Here is a 16663-nt window from a genome sequence, read left to right as displayed (position 1 = left end):
GATTGCCTGGCTTTACGCCGCAGCGCCCGTTTTTCCGTCATGCTGTCAATATTTGTTGACAGAATCCTTCCTGCCAGCCGAATAGTGGCTTATCATCTATTTAATGGTTCATTATTCAGGTGAAGGTTCCCATGCGTCTGGAAGTCTTTTGTGAAGACCGACTTGGTCTGACCCGCGAATTACTTGATTTACTGGTGTTACGTAGCATTGATTTACGCGGAATCGAGATTGATCCCATTGGGCGAATTTATCTTAATTTTGCTGAGCTGGAATTCACCGACTTCAGCAGCCTGATGGCCGAAATCCGCCGTATTTCCGGCGTAACGGATGTCCGTACCGTTCCCTGGATGCCGTCCGAACGTGAACATCTGGCCCTGAGCGCGCTGCTTGAGGCGTTGCCGGAGCCGGTGCTCTCATTGGATATGAAGAGTAAAGTGGAGATGGCGAACCCGGCGAGTTGTCAGCTTTTTGCCCAGAGCCAGGAGCGAATGCGGCACCATACCGCCGCACAATTAATCAACGGCTTCAATTTTCAGCGCTGGCTGGACGGTAACCCGCAAAGCTCCCATAACGAACATGTCGTGATCAACGGGCAAAACTTCCTGATGGAGATTACGCCGGTACATTTACAAAACGAAAATGACGAATACGTGTTGACCGGGGCGGTCGTGATGTTGCGTTCCACGATTCGTATGGGGCAGCAGCTACAGAATTTGTCCACGCAGGATCTGAGCGCGTTTAGTCAGATTATTGCCGTGAGCGCAAAGATGAAGCACGTCGTTGAGCAGGCGCGCAAACTGGCGATGCTCAGCGCGCCGCTGCTGATTACCGGCGATACGGGAACCGGCAAAGATCTTTTCGCCTATGCCTGTCACCAGGCAAGCCCTCGTTCAGCGAAACCGTATCTGGCGCTCAACTGCGCTTCAATCCCGGAAGATGCGGTAGAAAGCGAACTATTTGGCCATGCGCCGGAAGGTAAAAAAGGCTTTTTTGAACAGGCGAATGGCGGTTCGGTGCTGCTGGATGAAATTGGCGAAATGTCGCCGCGTATGCAGGCGAAGCTGCTGCGTTTTCTCAACGATGGTACGTTCCGTCGCGTCGGCGAAGATCACGAAATTCATGTTGATGTCCGCGTTATCTGCGCCACGCAGAAAAATCTGGTGGAGCTGGTGCAAAAAGGACTGTTCCGCGAAGATCTCTATTATCGACTTAACGTTCTGACGCTTAATTTGCCGCCGTTGCGCGATTGCCCGCAGGATATTATGCCGTTGACCGAACTGTTCGTGGCGCGTTTTGCCGACGAACAGGGCGTTCCGCGACCGAAACTGTCTGCCGATCTGAGTACGGTCCTCACTCGTTACGGCTGGCCGGGTAACGTTCGCCAGCTTAAAAATGCGATTTACCGGGCGCTGACGCAACTGGAAGGGTATGAGCTGCGTCCGCAGGACATCCTGTTGCCTGACTACGATGCCGCGACGGTGGCAGTCGGCGAGGATGCGATGGAAGGTTCTCTGGATGACATTACCAGTCGTTTCGAACGTTCTGTCCTGACCCAGCTTTATCGTAGCTATCCGAGTACGCGTAAACTGGCGAAACGGTTGGGGGTATCGCACACCGCGATTGCCAATAAGCTGCGTGAATATGGTCTGAGCCAGAAGAAGGGTGAAGAGTAGAAAAAAAGAAGGCCTCCGGATAGAGGCCTTCTTGTGACAAAAGAGCACCGCCTGTAGCACTGACAAACGTAGCGCCAGCAGGCGCTGGCTTATGCCTTCAGGCCATTAAGCGCGGCGTCGTAATCCGGCTCGTGGGTGATTTCATCCACCAACTGGCTGAAAATAACGTTGTCGTTTTCGTCAAGCACGATGACTGCGCGCGCCGCCAAACCTTTCAGCGGGCCGTCAACGATTTCGACGCCGTAGTTTTTCAGAAACTCGTTATTACGCAGAGTGGAAAGCGTAATAACGTTGCTCAGGCCTTCCGCGCCGCAAAAACGCGACTGTGCAAAAGGCAGGTCAGCAGAAACGCACAATACGACGGTATTCTCCACTTCTGTGGCCAGTTGATTAAACTTACGAACTGATGCGGCGCATACGCCAGTATCAATGCTTGGGAAAATATTCAGCACTTTGCGTTTGCCTGCATATTGGCTGAGGGAAACGTCAGACAAATCTTTTGCGACAAGAGTAAAAGCCTGTGCTTTGCTACCAGCCTGCGGAATAACGTTGGCAACGGTGACCGGGTTACCCTGGAAATGTACAGTCTGTGACATAATTATGTTCCTATTTACTTATAGTTAACGTCGAAATCCAGTTTAAGTCATTATTCATTAACACGGCAAATACTATTTGTAGCAAGCCGCGTCCGGCGCTATCAGAGGGGAAGAGATGAGATCTGTTAAGGTATATGAGGAAACCTGGCCGTTGCATACGCCTTTCGTTATTGCGCGCGGTAGCCGAAGCGAAGCGCATGTTGTCGTTGTCGAACTGGAAGAAGAGGGCGTAAAAGGCATCGGGGAATGTACGCCATATCCACGTTATGGTGAAAGTGATGCCTCGGTCATGGCGCAAACCATGAGTATTGTGCCTCAGTTGGAAAACGGGCTGACTCGCGAAGCATTGCAGAAACTGTTGCCGGCAGGCGCGGCGCGCAACGCGGTGGATAGCGCCTTATGGGATTTGCAGGCCCGCCAGCGGCAGCAAAGCCTTGCCGGGCTGCTCGGCGTGACGCTGGCCCCGGTTTTTACTACCGCGCAAACGGTAGTGATAGGCACGCCGGAACAGATGGCTGCCAGTGCGGCGGCACTATGGGAAAAAGGGGCGACGTTGCTGAAAATCAAACTCGATGCTCGTCTGATTAGCGAACGTATGGTGGCGATCCGCTCGGCGGTGCCGGAGGCGACGCTCATTGTGGACGCCAATGAATCGTGGCGTCCGGAGGGGCTGGCGGCGCGTTGCCAGTTACTGGCGGATCTGAATGTCGCGATGCTGGAGCAACCGCTGCCCGCGCAGGATGACGCCGCCCTGGAAAATTTTATTCATCCGTTGCCCATCTGTGCAGATGAGAGCTGCCATACTCGCAGTAGTCTGAAAGCCCTGACGGGGCGCTACGATATGATCAACATTAAGCTGGATAAAACCGGCGGTCTGACCGAGGCGCTGGCGCTGGCAACGGAGGCGCGGGAGCAAGGATTCGGCCTGATGCTGGGCTGTATGCTCTGTACATTAAGAGCGATTAGCGCCGCGCTGCCGCTTATGCCGCAGGTGAGCTTCGCCGATCTTGATGGCCCAACATGGCTGACGGTTGATGTTGAGCCCGCGCTACGCTTTACGACGGGTCAACTCCATCTTTAGGATGCCAGCGGAGCAGATTCGACATCGCCAGCAAGTATTTTTCGCTGGCTTCATCGGCGGAAACAGGGGGAAACTCGGCGGTAATGCAGTGCAGGTTGAGGTCGGCGCACCAGCTGCCAAACGAACCGGGCGTTTCGTAACCTACGCTGGTCACCAGCGGCAACGCAAACGCATCGGCCAGCCACTCGCCTAGCTCGCTGCGACGTGGATCTTCAATGCAGGCTAGCGGATCGTGAAAAGAGACGACCCAGGCGGGTTGGAGTCGATGAATTAACTGGCAAAGCGCCTGGGTTTCCGGTTCTGAGCCGGGATGGTCGCCGGTTAGCAGCACGACATCACGCTCTTGCGCGCGGCTATTCCAGCGATAAACTGTCTCACCCGCTTTCCAGTTGGCGGCGGGAAAGTTACGGTTTAGATCAATGCCATTCGCATTTGCCCTTAACCCCAGTTGACAGCCATCAGGATTAACGGCAAGTACGACATGATGACGGCGAAGGGTTGGATTTAAGGTGCGTAACGCACAGGAGAGCGTCACCACGGATGAGGTTTCATCCCCGTGGGTGCCAGCCAGTATCAGACCGCTTTCGCGATTGGCGGCAGGCGCCGGAAACCAGATTAGCGGCGCGCCAAGTAGCGAACGTCCATAATGTTCAGTGCCTGGCGGAAATGCGCCGCGCTCGGCACGGGGGCGGGTGACAGTCATACGCGTTTCCCGAAGCTGAGACCAGTAGGGTAATCATCGTAGTGTTGTGTAAAACCCACCGATTATCAAATGGTTTCTATTTACCCTCTTGTATGGCGCGATATCAACTTTCTGGCGGAAGATAATTGCATTCCTTTCTGCTGAAACAAATAATTACGTTGTCATTTAACTCATCTTTGAGGAACTTCTATGAGGCATTCTGTTTCAGTAACCTGTTGTGCGCTGTTGGTTAGCAGCTTTTCCCTGGCATATGCTGCGGATGTTCCCGGCGGAACGGTACTGGCAGAAAAACAAGAACTGGTGCGTCATATCAAAGATGAGCCCGCTTCGTTAGATCCAGCGAAAGCCGTTGGGCTGCCTGAAATTCAGGTGATCCGCGATCTGTTTGAAGGGCTGGTTAACCAGAACGAAAAGGGTGAAATTATCCCTGGCGTCGCCAGCCAGTGGAAGAGCAATGATAATCGTATCTGGACGTTTACGTTGCGGGATAATGCGCAATGGGCCGATGGAACGCCGGTGACCGCCCAGGATTTTGTCTATAGCTGGCAACGCCTGGTTGATCCCAAAACGCTTTCCCCCTTCGCCTGGTTTGCCGCTCTGGCTGGCATCACTAATGCGCAAGCCATTATCGACGGTAATGTCACGCCGGATCAGCTTGGCGTCAGTGCCGTGGACGCGCACACTTTGCGTGTTCAGCTTGACAAGCCGTTGCCCTGGTTTGCCAGTCTGACCGCCAGTTTTGCCTTTTATCCGGTCCAAAAAGCGAATGTCGAAAGCGGCAAAGACTGGATGAAGCCGGGAAAACTGATCGGCAATGGCGCGTATGTGCTTAAAGAGCGCGTGGTAAATGAAAAACTGGTGGTCGAGCCTAATACGCATTACTGGGATAACGCGAAAACGGTACTGCAAAAAGTGACATTTTTACCCATTAACCAGGAGTCGGCTGCGACGAAACGTTATCTTGCCGGTGATATTGATATCACCGAATCTTTCCCTAAAAATATGTACCAGAAATTATTGAAGGATATTCCAGGGCAAGTTTATACGCCGCCGCAATTAGGGACTTATTATTATGCGTTTAATACGCAGAAAGGGCCGACGGCGGATTCCCGCGTTCGTCTGGCGCTAAGTATGACCATTGATCGCCGTTTGATGGCGGAAAAAGTCTTAGGTACCGGTGAAAAACCGGCCTGGCATTTTACACCGGATGTCACGGCAGGATTTAAGCCCGATCCTTCACCGTTTGAACAAATGAACCAGGAAGAACTTAACGCCCAGGCGAAAACATTGCTGCGTGCAGCAGGCTACGGATCGCAGAAGCCGCTTAAATTAACCCTGCTTTACAATACCTCAGAAAACCATCAGAAAATCGCGATTGCGGTGGCGTCAATGTGGAAGAAAAATCTGGGGGTGGATGTGAAATTGCAAAACCAGGAGTGGAAAACGTATATCGACAGCCGGAATACCGGTAATTTTGATGTTATTCGCGCCTCCTGGGTGGGTGATTACAACGAACCGTCGACTTTCTTATCCTTATTAACGTCCACGCATACGGGGAATATTTCACGCTTTACTAATCCGACTTATGACAAAATCCTGACGCAAGCGACGATGGAAAATACCGCCGAAGCGCGTAACGCGGATTACAATGCAGCGGAGAAAATTTTAACGGAACAAGCGCCTATAGCGCCTATTTATCAGTATACCAATGGCCGGTTAATTAAACCGTGGGTAAAGGGATACCCCATTACTAACCCAGAAGATGTGGCCTATAGTCGTACAATGTATATCGTGAAGCACTGATGCGTACTGGTTACCTTTTGATGAAAGGTAACCACGCCCGCCGCCTGGTGCTGGCAGAAGGCATGGGGATTAAGCGAGCGCCTGATGCCGCCGTTCTCATTGGTGTGTTTTCAGCCAGGCGGCAATATCCTGTGTCGGCAGATGATGTTGTGCATTCCAGGTGTCACTCATCGGCCACCACATACCGTCACCACGCGCGAAGGCGACGCGATAGCGCAGCATTGGGTCATGCGGATGTAAACGGAGCTGCTCCTGTAAGTCAGGTTGCGTCAATACGCCTCGGGTAAAAGTTTGCTGCGTCACGCGTTCGACCGTTTCCACCAGTTTTGCATAAGAGGTCGTTTCCCCCGCGACAAAGACGACTTCGTTAGTGATACGCGGCTGATGCAGATAAATTTCAGTGGTCAGGCGACCAATATCCGCAGGCGACGTGACGGTGACCTGCCTTTCCCATCCGCCGAGGGCATTGATGGTTTTTTGGCTAAGTTGACCACATCAAAGGCTGGTTCGAAGAGAAAAGAGGTAAATATACCGGTTGAAACAATCACCCACTCTGTGACGTTTTGCTCGCGCAAAAGCGTCCTGACGTCATACTGTTCGTCCCACACCGGCTGGCCGCTGCCTTTGCCGACCACATCGTAATTCACGCCAAACTGCCAGGGGAAATAGCGCTTAACGCCCGCCTCCAGTACCGCGCGGGTGATTTTTATCTGGGTACCCGCACCGGCGACAAACCCCATACAATTGATGATCGTATCAAAACCGTGGAATTGATCTTTTAACGCTGCAACCGAACTGTCTGCGATGTCGACCGGGATAAACCGCGCACCGGCATCCGCCAGTTGTTGATGAATGCTGGAACGTCGTTTGCTCTGTTTATCCCTGGATCGCCCTGACACAATAACGCTAACGGAACCATTACGCTGTGTGACCGCCGGAACCAACGACGCCAGCACTGACGCCCCCAGTTGTCCCGCGCCCAGCACCAATACTTTTTCACCCACCTGATTATTGGATTGTTTCATTTGCACCTCTCTGTGTTGATTCACCTGTAGATAGAGATTACGTCAGGGATCTGCGTTCGATAAGACGCCGAAGACGGGTTAGACTGTTCTGATAAATGGGATAATTGGCGGGGGGAAAATGGACAAGCTGGAAGCGATGCAGGTCTATGTTTGCGTAGTGGATACCCATAGTTTTATCAGAGCCGCCGAAGTGCTGGGCGTGCCGCGCTCAACGGTATCGCGAGTGGTTAAAGAACTGGAATCCTGGCTTAAGATTCAACTTTTGCAACGTACAACTCGCAAACTTAGTGTGACCGCAGAGGGGCGGCGTTACTACGAAGAGTGCAAAAGAGTGCTGGCAGATATCGCGGCCATGGAGTCGTCATTTCCCGGCCGGGCGGCACAACCCAAAGGGCGTTTTAAAGTGGGGATGCCGCAATCTCTCGCCCGACATTGCATTATTCCCACGCTCCCGGCCTTTTTGCGCCAGTATCCGGAGCTGGAGCTGATACTTTGTTCCAGCGATAGCGTGGAGGATATTATCCTTCAAGGGTATGACTGCGTGATTCGGGCCGGCAGGATCGATGATTCCACCACGCTGGTTGCCCGTCCGCTCGCCAGTTTTAACTGGGTGATAGCAGCATCGCCCACTTACATTGAGCGTTACGGTAGCCCTGAAAATTTAGATGATCTGCAAAAACACTATGCGGTCGGCTACCTGAACCACCGCACCGGGCGTACCACCGACTGGTTTTTTACGCGTGAGGGGGAGGATTACGCGATGCGGGTGCAGGAGACGCTGGTTGTCGATGATACGGACGCTTATATTCAGGCTGGAATACAGGGGCTGGGGTTAATTCGCGTCGCCAGCTATCTGGTTGCGCCGTATCTGCACAGCGGGGCGCTGGTGACCTGCATGGACAACCATTCTTATGATTTGCCGCTTGCGCTGGTCTATCCGCAAAACAGGTTTTTGCCGCCTGCGGTACGCGCTTTTTATCACTGGTGCAAAACGGCACTGAGCCAGCCGGAGCCTTTTTGCTAAAAAGTATTATTCCGGATATCGCATTGCCTGTTCAGAAAACTTTTTCACAAACGGTCAAAATGACGGTACTGGTTTTGACACATAAGAAAAGTCATTATCAAACAGGGTGCTACACGGCGAGTATATAGCAAGCACTGAACGTTTGGATGCAATAAAAAATCTGTACAACTGTTATTAATGAACTTTTTGTATAAATATAATCGGATTTAACAATACTCATTGTACCTGTATTTTGCTCTTATCATGGCGTCTTTACGACGAAAGGGTGCTTTAGCGTGGAATATTCAATATTAAGTAACAACCTTAAAATGCCTATGGTGGGTTTTGGCGTTTTTAAGGTAACCGACAAAGAAGAATGTCAGCAGTCAGTGTTAAGCGCTATTCGCAGCGGTTATCGCCTTATCGATACCGCTGCGGTATACGGCAATGAAGATGCCGTTGGTGACGCTGTTCGTGAAGCCATCGCGACAGGTCTGTGTACCCGTGAGGAGTTATTTATTACTTCTAAACTGTGGGTGCAAGATATGGCTAACTACGATCTGGCCAAAGCAGGTATTGAAGCGTCGCTGAAAAAATCCGGGTTAGATTATTTTGATCTCTATTTATTGCATCAGGCCATGGGCGATTATTTTAGCGCGTGGCGCGCGCTGGAAGACGCTTATAAAGCCGGTAAACTAAAAGCCATTGGCGTGTCCAACTTCTATGCGCATGTGTTAGCCAACTTCTGTGAAACCGTCAGAATTACGCCAATGGTAAACCAGGTCGAATTGCATCCATACTTTGCACAACCTGCCGCGCTGGAAACCATGAAGCATTATAACGTTCAGCCTGAAGCGTGGGCGCCGTTAGGCGGCGGGAGACATAAACCGTATGAAAATGTCATGCTTCAAAGGATTGCCGATGCCCATCAAAAAACCATCGCGCAGGTTGTCCTGCGTTGGAACGTGCAGCGTGGCGTCACGGTTATTCCTAAATCCACTCGACAGGAACGCATTGAAGAGAACTTTGCCATCTGGGATTTCTCACTAACGGATAATGAAATGGCTCAAATCAACGCCCTTGATTTAGGCTACGTTGGCGAAGCGGTGAAGCATTTTAATCCTGAATTTGTTCGCGGTTGTCTTGGCGTTAAAATCCACGATTGATCCCGGCGCTTGCGGATGTTTTCTCGCATGAACAGCTTCTAACACGGTTGCCGGAGCGTAGACGGCAACCGTGTGATATTCGCCTGGCCGTCAGGCTCCGAAGGCACCATCGATGGTGTGCATCGCGCCGGTGACGAAAGAGGCTTCCGGGCCGGCAAGCCATGCCACCATTCCAGCCACTTCTTTAGGTCTTCCGTGTCGTTTGATTGCCATGAAACTGTGCATCAGCTCTTTCATGGGGCCATCTTCCGGATTGATGTCGGTATCAATGGGACCTGGCTGCACCACATTTATCGTAATCCCGCGGGGGCCAAAATCACGGGCCAGGCCGCGCGCCAGCCCTTGCAGGGCTGATTTACTGGCGGCGTACGCGGCCATTCCCGGTACGGGCATCCGATCGCCATTCACGGAACCGATAATAATAATGCGTCCACCTTCCGGCATGTTGCGGGCTGCTTCGACTGACGCATGGTAAGGCGCATGGATATTAATGCGGAACAAACGATCTATCGCATCGCTATCTTGTTCCAGCGCATCGCCGAAGAGAGCCACGCCCGCATTGACGACCAGAATATCCAGCGGTCCGTACTCACGCACGAGGCTGATGACGGCATCCCGATCGGCGCTATCCGTCTGGATGGCGGTGCTTCCGGTTTCCGCTGCCAGTTTTTCGGCGGCTTCACGCGATCCGGCGTAGCTGAAAACGACCGATGCGCCGTCAGCGCTAAAGCGTCGTACAATAGCCGCGCCGATACCACGACTTCCCCCTAAAACCAGTACAGATTTGTTGCGAAATAGCGTCATCAGGATGTCCTTTATGATATTGTAGTAGCCACTACAATATGTGTAATGAAATCATGCCGTCAAGGAGTTATGTAGTAATGACTACAAAACATAGCCGAACGCCGGGTCGCCCTCGCCAGTTCGATCCGGAGCAAGCCATTAAAACCGCTCAACACTTATTTCATTCGCGCGGCTACGACGCGGTGAGCGTAGCGGATCTGACAAAAGCGTTCGGGATCAATCCTCCCAGTTTCTATGCGGCGTTTGGCAGCAAGCTAGGGCTGTATACGCGCGTATTAAAGCGTTACAGGATGACCGACGCGATTCCGCTCGGGGCGCTTCTGCGTCACGATCGCCCGACCGCGAAGTGCCTTATCGATGTGCTGATGGAAGCGGCAAGACGTTACGCTGCCGATCCTGATGCTACCGGATGTCTGGTTCTGGAGGGCGCTCATTGTAACGATAAACCGGCACGAGAGGCCGCCTGCGAGTTTTACATCGCTGCTGAAAACCTGATTCGCACTTATGTCGCCATGCGGTATCCGCAAGAGGCTGACCGGATGACGGACTTTATGGGGACGCTAATGGCGGGACTTTCCGCCAAGGCGCGAGCGGGGTATAGCCTGGAGCGTCTTCAGGAGAGCGTACTTCTGGCTGGAGATGTGCTGGAGCGATTACTGCCGGATTAACGCAGCGCATCAAAAAACCTGAGCCAATCAGATACGGGCAAACAGGGAGCAATAGCCCTAATCATCCATCTTGCCGTTGCGGTATTCGGTAAAGTACATCAAAAATAGAGGTGTCAGGGAAAAGAGAAATGCAAAAATGTAGTCTTATTACGGTAATTAGCTTATCAGTGTTGATGCTAGCCGGATGTACAACGACCTATACTATGACGACCCGGACGGGAGAGATTATTGAAACGCAGGGTAAGCCGGAGGTTGACACCGCAACCGGAATGACGAAATACGCTGATGCTTATGGTTATCATCGCGTCATTAAAACCAGTGAAATAGTGCAGACGACAGAAGGCGCATCGAAGCTGGACTGGTAATGCGCTAAAGCAGTTGGAGGCCGTGTCCAGTATGGGTACCGGACTGTTTCTGGGCCTGAATTGAATAGAGCACCTGAATAGCCGAATACCGGGTCTCGGCTTGATTTGTGTCGTCAGTTATTTGGTTGTTCCCTGTATAGTGAAGATAAACAGTACTCATGGCTAACGGTCTGTTTTGGATTGCTAACTATCCCGGATTCTGCGCGTTTTGTTTAGTCACAACCGTGGTTAAGAATATTTTGGGTCAGACTTACACGCCGGGTATTAAGATAATCCGTCGCATAGAGAGCTTGATCGGCATCATTCGGTTCAAGAAGAAACGGCGTGACTTTAGGTATGAGATCAGCAAACAGGTTATATTGATCCACAGAAGCAAAATGCTGGGTAGCGCTGGCCCAGGGCATTCGCATCAGCTCTGCGTAAGAGGGGGATAGTTGAACAGGCAAATCAAATTCTTTCAGATTAGCAAGCATCTCCTTATTCATATAAAATGTGACCCTGCTTCGCGAAAAGGTGTTAAGCACTGCCTTCAGTCGTTTAACTTTTGCTTCTTTACTCATGCTATTATCAAAAAAACGTGGTGAAAGCATAATAGCAATCGATGCATTTGATGAAATAACATTATGTAGTGGCTTCAGGGCTACAACAATCTGATCGTTTGTGAAAATACGCTGCGTACCAGAAGAGGTAGTATAGTTTCCACCCAGCCAGATCACATAATCTGTTGTTTTGAGGGGAAGCGCTTTTTCCGGTATATTACCCCTGTCAGGTGCCACTGTTTCAATTGCTAGTGAGTCTTGTCCCCAGACATTATTTACTTTAGAACTCAAAAAATTATATTCTGAAATGTTCCTTAGTTTTAGCAGAGTTATCTGCGAGCGGGTAAAAAAGAGATTGAATCTCACTTTGTTCTGCAATTGCCAAAGTAATCTGAGCGTGTTCTGATCGATCAGATGACTATACAGACCAACCGTTTTTCCGGAAAGTATTGCTGAGGCATTGTTCGCAAGAAGCATCTCTTTTATAGCTCCTTGCCCAATAATCAGTACGCAACTGTATTTTTCTGGTCTGATTTTATCTATGGGGATATCGGTAAGATTGACCAGGTCAGGAGTGCCATGCCGCCAATTATCATGAATGACTGTGGCTCCGGATGCGTCTCCTCCGGCTCCCCTGGTGATAATAAGAGGAGGGTGGGTACTGGCATGTGCGATATACGAAAAACAAGCTACCATTGCTAGCGCTGTGTTTCTGATGGTTGTATACATATCGTCTGCTCTGATTTCGAAAATATGAATAATGTATCTTCTTATAATGTACATCAAAAAGAGAACATTTTAATTAAACGTTATCTCAACGAGATAAAAGGTTAGCATAGGAAAGTATAGAGAGAATGTAGTCATACCAACATTATAAATGTGGGAGCATAAAGGCCCCGCAAGTCGCCCGACCAGCATACTCCCATTAATAGTTAAAGTATGGACTCTGCTTTTACCGTAAACTGTAGCCAATATTACCTGATCACCACACCGTACAGTACTGTTAGAAACCTGGCTCCGGCGTTGCGTGACAACAATTTATTTTTCAATTCTTTCAAACGTTAACTTATTTAATAGTTACTTATTTTATCAGAATCAATGCCGAGAGTTTTATTACCGCTCTGAAAAGAGAAGACTTTTCAGCAGAAATGCGTGGATGGTACAACGTCATTACAGTACAGGGATGTAATAATAAAGATCGACAATGGATTCATTATTCTGTTGCTTTTGGACGGATGCCAAATGGAAGTATTCAATATCTTCTCCTTCTCTCCTGATAAGATTCAGTTTTGGCAATATACACATATATATTGTATTGGAAAATTGTTGATATTGTTCCTTATGACCAACGAAATGGAATTTTGCATATTTACCACATTTTATTACCCTCGACATGGGTATTTTGCCTCCATCGACGGAATTATGTTCCATACCAAAAAAACTGCTTACGGCGATGACCTGGTCTTTGGTATTATCCGGCTTAAAAGACGAGAGACAATACACATTTTCGCCCCACGTTCTGAGCGTCTCATGAATGATTTTCCACTTTATAGGCGACGCTTTTTTAGGAAGGTCATTTGTTGCGATCTGATGAGATGTTTGAAATCCGAAAATTTCTTTTGACGTAAGCTGGCAAATCTCGAACTGATAATGCTCATCACAGTCAAGCCAGTAGGGAGGCCGTAGGTTTCTGAGATCCCAGAAATCAGCCTTGCGATAGTTATTGGGATTGACGCCAAATGTTTTTTTGAACTCTCGACTATAGGACTGCACTGAATCAAACCCCATTCTGAACGCGATATCTGTGACCGACTGAGAGGTCAGCTTTAGCAGAGTGGCGCTTCTGCTCAACTTGCGTTGTCTGATATATTTTCCGATAGAGACGCCACACTTTTCTTTAAAAAAATCCTGCAAACTCCTTCGCGAATAACCTGTTATAACAACCAGATTTTCAATATCAATCCTCTCTTCAAGATTTTTTTCTATTTGCTCTAATACTGAGATTATTATCGCTTTTTTCATCATCATTCCTCTTTATTGAAGCTGAAAATATAAACATTTAAGGTGTTTGACATACTGTGTTATTAAACTAGTGGGGTTGTTAGCTTTTCTGGCAAAACAAGAAAGATTTAAATTGCTTGACGTTTCTGAATAAACTTTACACTTGGAGATCGGCTTTTGCCAGTAAAGCTAAGTAATTGGCATGGCGAAGGGCATAATTTCACAGGCGGTTAAAATGATTGAATAATCCTGAATTTTTAGCCCGTGAGATTATAAATCTCATAATTATTTCTAATGATTTAATAAAAGGGAATTGTTTTGTACTTCAAAAGATCTTTATTAGCGTTAGCAATTTGTGCATCCGTGGTCTCAGTAGAGACGGTGGCGAATACCAGAGCCAATGATATGGCTTCTTCTGCTACACCTGCTTCTGTTGGTCACCGTCCTGTGGCAACTACTAATGCAAAAAAGATAGAAGTGTCTGGGGAACTGACGACCGGTTCAACCCTCCAGATAGCGGATGTTTTTATTGAGGATAAGGATGGGGATCCCTTATCGCTAGATAAAATGAATAATGCCGACGATATTAAATGGTATCTGGTGGATAATGAGGCCGCCGATCCTTCTGGAACCCCGGCGGCAACCGGGACGGCTTTTACCATTCCTGCTGATGCAGGCGGTAAAAAAATTAAAATCGTTTACCGAATTAAGACGGCAACGGGGACGCCGGATAGTGCATTCTTACCAGCCACTGTCTTATTAACTTCTGCATCTTCTGGGGTGGGCGGCGACTCCGCCGCAGACGGTACGATTTCTAATAAGCTACGTTCTGTCACTATCAATGTGGTGAATGAAAGTGGTAAACCGACTGATGAACTCAACGGTACCAATGACGCCAACACTCCAGTAGTAGGCGGCACCCTTGAAGCGGTACTGGAATGTGCCGCCACAGCGGCGGCTGAGTGTGAGGTCAGTAATTATAACTTTACCTGGCAGATGGCGGATGCCGGGACACCAGATAAGTTCACCGATCTGAATAATACCAACGCTGAAAAACATAAATATATTATTAAGGGAACTGAGCAGAATAAACTGTTCCGTGTCCACGTTACGCCTAAAACGACGAAAGCCACGCCGGAGAATAAACGCGCTATCCGTCGCTGATGGTTATCGCCAAATAAACATCTTATTTAAATACTCCCTCTGCCAGGCAGGGGGATATAGCAGGAGACAATAAAGTGGTTTTTTCTAAAAAACCCATTACTAAATATATAACCTGGGCCATTGTTACCAGTCAGATTCCACTGCCGGTCATTGCTGATAGCGATAATGAAATTCAGTCATGGATTGCAGGGACGGCATCGTCTATTTCTCCGCATCTGCAGGAGGGGACGCTGGAGGATTATGCCAAAGGAAAAATAAAGGCATTACTAGGGCAAGCCGCTAATCATCTGGTGAACGAGGGGATGAAGAGCGCTTTTCCGGAGATTATTTTCCGTGGTGGCGTCAATCTTGAAGATGGCGCGAAATATCGCTCATCAGAGTTCGATATGTTTATTCCCGTCGAGGAAACGACATCGTCTTTACTCTTTGGCCAGCTTGGCTTTCGCGACCACGACAGCAGCAGTTTCGATGGCCGCACCTATGTTAACGTTGGTATGGGTTACCGCCAGGAGGTCAATGGATGGCTGCTCGGCGTCAATACGTTTCTGGATGCCGACATCCGTTATTCCCACTTACGTGGCGGCATTGGCGGGGAAGTTTATAAAGACAGTCTGGCCTTTTCCGGCAACTATTATTTCCCTCTCACCGGCTGGAAAACGTCAGCAGCGCATGAATTACATGATGAGCGTCCGGCATATGGCTTTGATCTGCGAACAAAAGGCACGCTGCCCGATTTTCCCTGGTTCAGTGGCGAGCTCACATATGAACAGTATTACGGGGATTAAAGTTGATCTATTGGGTAACGGTACATTAAGCCGGAATCCCCGCGCCGCAGGTGCGGCTCTGGTCTGGAATCCCGTCCCCTTACTTGAGGTCAGAGCAGGATATCGGGACGCCGGTAACGGCGGCTCGCAGGCAGAGGGCGGTCTGAGAGTCAACTATTCCTTCGGTACGCCGTTACATGAACAGCTTGATTACCGCAACGTTGGGGCGCCGTCGAATACGACTAACCGGCGTGCCTTTGTCGATCGTAATTACGATATCGTCATGGCGTATCGGGAGCAGGCCAGTAAAATCCGCATTACGGCAATGCCGGTGTCAGGCCTGTCCGGGACGCTGGTGACATTAATGGCGACGGTAGATAGCCGTTACCCGATTGAGAAGGTTGAGTGGTCGGGTGATGCGGAGCTTCTCGCCGGACTCCAGCTTCAGGGAAGTCTGGGCAGCGGCCTTATCCTTCCACAACTTCCGCTGACGGCGACCGACGGTCAGGAGTATAGCCTTTATTTAACGGTGACTGACAGCCGGGGTACTCGTGTGACCTCCGAGCGTATCCCGGTAAGGGTGACACAGGATGAGACCAGTTTCCGTTCATGGATAAATGTTATCAATGACGATGTTCAGGTTGAGGACGGCAACTTTGTTATCAGTACGCCGCTTCCTGCCGGAGAAGAGGGGAAGGTTATTGAGTGGCACTACGTGCGCGAGCGTTCTGAAGAGGAGTGGGCGTCGCTCAAACCACGTCATATTAAGTATCAATCAGATATGCCGGGTCTGGCATTTAAAGCGCTCGGTGGTACAGAGCGTGACGGCCATTGGGTTGAACGGGTTCTGGTGACCCATATCGGCGATGATGCCCGCTCGCTCAAATTACATATTGAAGCAAGCGGACCAGACGATAAACATCCGGTGAAGGGGACCGTACTACTACAAGCGCAGTCAGACAGTATTGCGCAGAAGGTCACTTCTGTGGAGGTGCTTTTTACGCCGGGTACTGAAGAAGCCAACGGAAGCGTTACTGCGCCAGTCGTCGGAACAGAAATGCGAGCCAGAACGCTTTGTGTAAATAACACGGACTGTACTGATGCATTTAATTATCAGTGGGAAATCTCGGATGAAATGAAATCCTGGCAATCCGTACCGGGGGCGACAAAAGCCACCTGGCTTCTTCCTTATAGTCTTAATGGGGAATCGCTTCAGAATAAATATATCCGCGTCAGAATTATTTCTGATAAGGAAAATGCTAAGAGTAATACCGCAACCTCTGATGCGAATTAATGTTTTAAAAAGGA

Annotated in this window: 13 protein-coding genes and 2 pseudogenes; 9 read left to right on the top strand and 6 right to left on the bottom strand. The window is 49.6% G+C overall.

Annotated elements, in window-relative coordinates:
- Window positions 1–131 precede the first annotated feature (131 nt).
- On the top strand, window positions 132–1673 hold the full coding sequence (gene tyrR / locus J4685_RS02180; RefSeq protein WP_001235493.1) for a transcriptional regulator TyrR: 1542 nt from the start codon (window positions 132–134) through the stop codon (window positions 1671–1673).
- Window positions 1674–1762: 89 nt separating this feature from the next.
- Here tyrR and tpx read toward each other — a convergent pair whose 3' ends face one another.
- Window positions 1763–2269 (bottom strand): thiol peroxidase, encoded by a 507-nt coding sequence (tpx, locus tag J4685_RS02175; protein ID WP_000084399.1) that lies wholly within the window; start codon window positions 2267–2269, stop codon window positions 1763–1765.
- 115 nt (window positions 2270–2384) lie between these two features.
- Here tpx and ycjG point away from each other — a divergent pair, with 115 nt between their 5' ends.
- Window positions 2385–3350 carry an L-Ala-D/L-Glu epimerase gene (gene ycjG, locus J4685_RS02170; RefSeq protein ID WP_001258078.1) on the top strand — a complete coding sequence of 322 codons (966 nt, stop codon included), beginning with the start codon at window positions 2385–2387 and terminating at the stop codon, window positions 3348–3350.
- On the opposite strand, the gene mpaA is transcribed toward ycjG, so the two are convergent.
- Window positions 3325–4053, bottom strand: coding sequence for a murein tripeptide amidase MpaA (mpaA, locus tag J4685_RS02165; protein WP_000219108.1), 729 nt, complete (start codon window positions 4051–4053; stop codon window positions 3325–3327). The two genes, ycjG and mpaA, sit on opposite strands and share 26 nt — an antisense overlap.
- Window positions 4054–4242: 189 nt before the next feature.
- On the opposite strand from mpaA, the gene J4685_RS02160 reads away from it, so the two are divergent.
- Complete coding sequence (locus tag J4685_RS02160) at window positions 4243–5856, top strand: ABC transporter substrate-binding protein (RefSeq protein WP_001216566.1); 1614 nt, start codon at window positions 4243–4245, stop codon at window positions 5854–5856.
- Window positions 5857–5952: 96 nt separating this feature from the next.
- On the opposite strand, the pseudogene J4685_RS02155 reads toward J4685_RS02160, so the two are convergent.
- Window positions 5953–6881, bottom strand: a pseudogene (locus tag J4685_RS02155) (aromatic alcohol reductase).
- A gap of 118 nt (window positions 6882–6999) precedes the next feature.
- Between J4685_RS02155 and J4685_RS02150 the strand changes: the two are divergent.
- On the top strand, window positions 7000–7905 hold the full coding sequence (locus tag J4685_RS02150) for a LysR family transcriptional regulator (RefSeq protein ID WP_000359207.1): 906 nt from the start codon (window positions 7000–7002) through the stop codon (window positions 7903–7905).
- 275 nt (window positions 7906–8180) lie between these two features.
- The gene (locus J4685_RS02145) at window positions 8181–9050 is read left to right on the top strand and encodes an aldo/keto reductase (RefSeq protein WP_000456776.1); all 870 of its coding nucleotides are present in this window, start codon (window positions 8181–8183) and stop codon (window positions 9048–9050) included.
- Window positions 9051–9140: 90 nt separating this feature from the next.
- On the opposite strand, the gene bdcA is transcribed toward J4685_RS02145, so the two are convergent.
- Window positions 9141–9854: an SDR family oxidoreductase gene (gene bdcA / locus J4685_RS02140; protein ID WP_000171961.1), complete on the bottom strand. Its 714-nt coding sequence runs from the start codon at window positions 9852–9854 to the stop codon at window positions 9141–9143.
- 77 nt (window positions 9855–9931) lie between these two features.
- Between bdcA and J4685_RS02135 the strand changes: the two genes are divergently transcribed.
- Both J4685_RS02135 and J4685_RS02130 read left to right on the top strand, forming a co-directional pair.
- Window positions 9932–10522, top strand: a complete 591-nt coding sequence (locus J4685_RS02135) for a TetR/AcrR family transcriptional regulator (RefSeq protein WP_000208479.1) — start codon at window positions 9932–9934, stop codon at window positions 10520–10522.
- A gap of 128 nt (window positions 10523–10650) precedes the next feature.
- The gene (locus J4685_RS02130; protein WP_001168012.1) at window positions 10651–10887 is read left to right on the top strand and encodes a YgdI/YgdR family lipoprotein; all 237 of its coding nucleotides are present in this window, start codon (window positions 10651–10653) and stop codon (window positions 10885–10887) included.
- A 212-nt stretch (window positions 10888–11099) separates the two neighbouring features.
- Here J4685_RS02130 and J4685_RS02125 read toward each other — a convergent pair whose 3' ends face one another.
- Both J4685_RS02125 and J4685_RS02120 read right to left on the bottom strand, forming a co-directional pair.
- Window positions 11100–12209 (bottom strand): hypothetical protein, encoded by a 1110-nt coding sequence (locus J4685_RS02125; protein ID WP_000275519.1) that lies wholly within the window; start codon window positions 12207–12209, stop codon window positions 11100–11102.
- A 387-nt stretch (window positions 12210–12596) separates the two neighbouring features.
- Window positions 12597–13454, bottom strand: coding sequence for a GyrI-like domain-containing protein (locus J4685_RS02120; RefSeq protein ID WP_077905006.1), 858 nt, complete (start codon window positions 13452–13454; stop codon window positions 12597–12599).
- A 291-nt stretch (window positions 13455–13745) separates the two neighbouring features.
- On the opposite strand from J4685_RS02120, the gene zirU reads away from it, so the two are divergent.
- The gene (zirU, locus tag J4685_RS02115; protein ID WP_000273690.1) at window positions 13746–14591 is read left to right on the top strand and encodes a two-partner-like secretion system exoprotein ZirU; all 846 of its coding nucleotides are present in this window, start codon (window positions 13746–13748) and stop codon (window positions 14589–14591) included.
- 74 nt (window positions 14592–14665) lie between these two features.
- Window positions 14666–16649 (top strand): annotated as a pseudogene (gene zirT, locus J4685_RS02110) (two-partner secretion translocator ZirT).
- The last annotated feature ends 14 nt before the right edge of the window (window positions 16650–16663 follow it).

This window comes from Salmonella sp. 32100201201700099SM, assembly GCF_017572645.1.
GTDB classification, from domain to species: Bacteria; Pseudomonadota; Gammaproteobacteria; order Enterobacterales; family Enterobacteriaceae; genus Salmonella; species Salmonella enterica.
This window is presented reverse-complemented; position numbering and strand designations above follow the sequence as displayed.

Bases quoted from the DNA above. Each gene is read 5' to 3' on its own strand.
- tyrR (WP_001235493.1), top strand. From the start codon at position 132: ATGCGTCTGGAAGTCTTTTGTGAAGACCGACTTGGTCTGACCCGCGAA.
- tpx (WP_000084399.1), bottom strand. From the start codon at position 2,269: ATGTCACAGACTGTACATTTCCAGGGTAACCCGGTCACCGTTGCCAAC.
- ycjG (WP_001258078.1), top strand. From the start codon at position 2,385: ATGAGATCTGTTAAGGTATATGAGGAAACCTGGCCGTTGCATACGCCT.
- mpaA (WP_000219108.1), bottom strand. From the start codon at position 4,053: ATGACTGTCACCCGCCCCCGTGCCGAGCGCGGCGCATTTCCGCCAGGC.
- J4685_RS02160 (WP_001216566.1), top strand. From the start codon at position 4,243: ATGAGGCATTCTGTTTCAGTAACCTGTTGTGCGCTGTTGGTTAGCAGC.
- J4685_RS02150 (WP_000359207.1), top strand. From the start codon at position 7,000: ATGGACAAGCTGGAAGCGATGCAGGTCTATGTTTGCGTAGTGGATACC.
- bdcA (WP_000171961.1), bottom strand. From the start codon at position 9,854: ATGACGCTATTTCGCAACAAATCTGTACTGGTTTTAGGGGGAAGTCGT.
- J4685_RS02135 (WP_000208479.1), top strand. From the start codon at position 9,932: ATGACTACAAAACATAGCCGAACGCCGGGTCGCCCTCGCCAGTTCGAT.
- J4685_RS02130 (WP_001168012.1), top strand. From the start codon at position 10,651: ATGCAAAAATGTAGTCTTATTACGGTAATTAGCTTATCAGTGTTGATG.
- J4685_RS02125 (WP_000275519.1), bottom strand. From the start codon at position 12,209: ATGTACATTATAAGAAGATACATTATTCATATTTTCGAAATCAGAGCA.
- J4685_RS02120 (WP_077905006.1), bottom strand. From the start codon at position 13,454: ATGATGATGAAAAAAGCGATAATAATCTCAGTATTAGAGCAAATAGAA.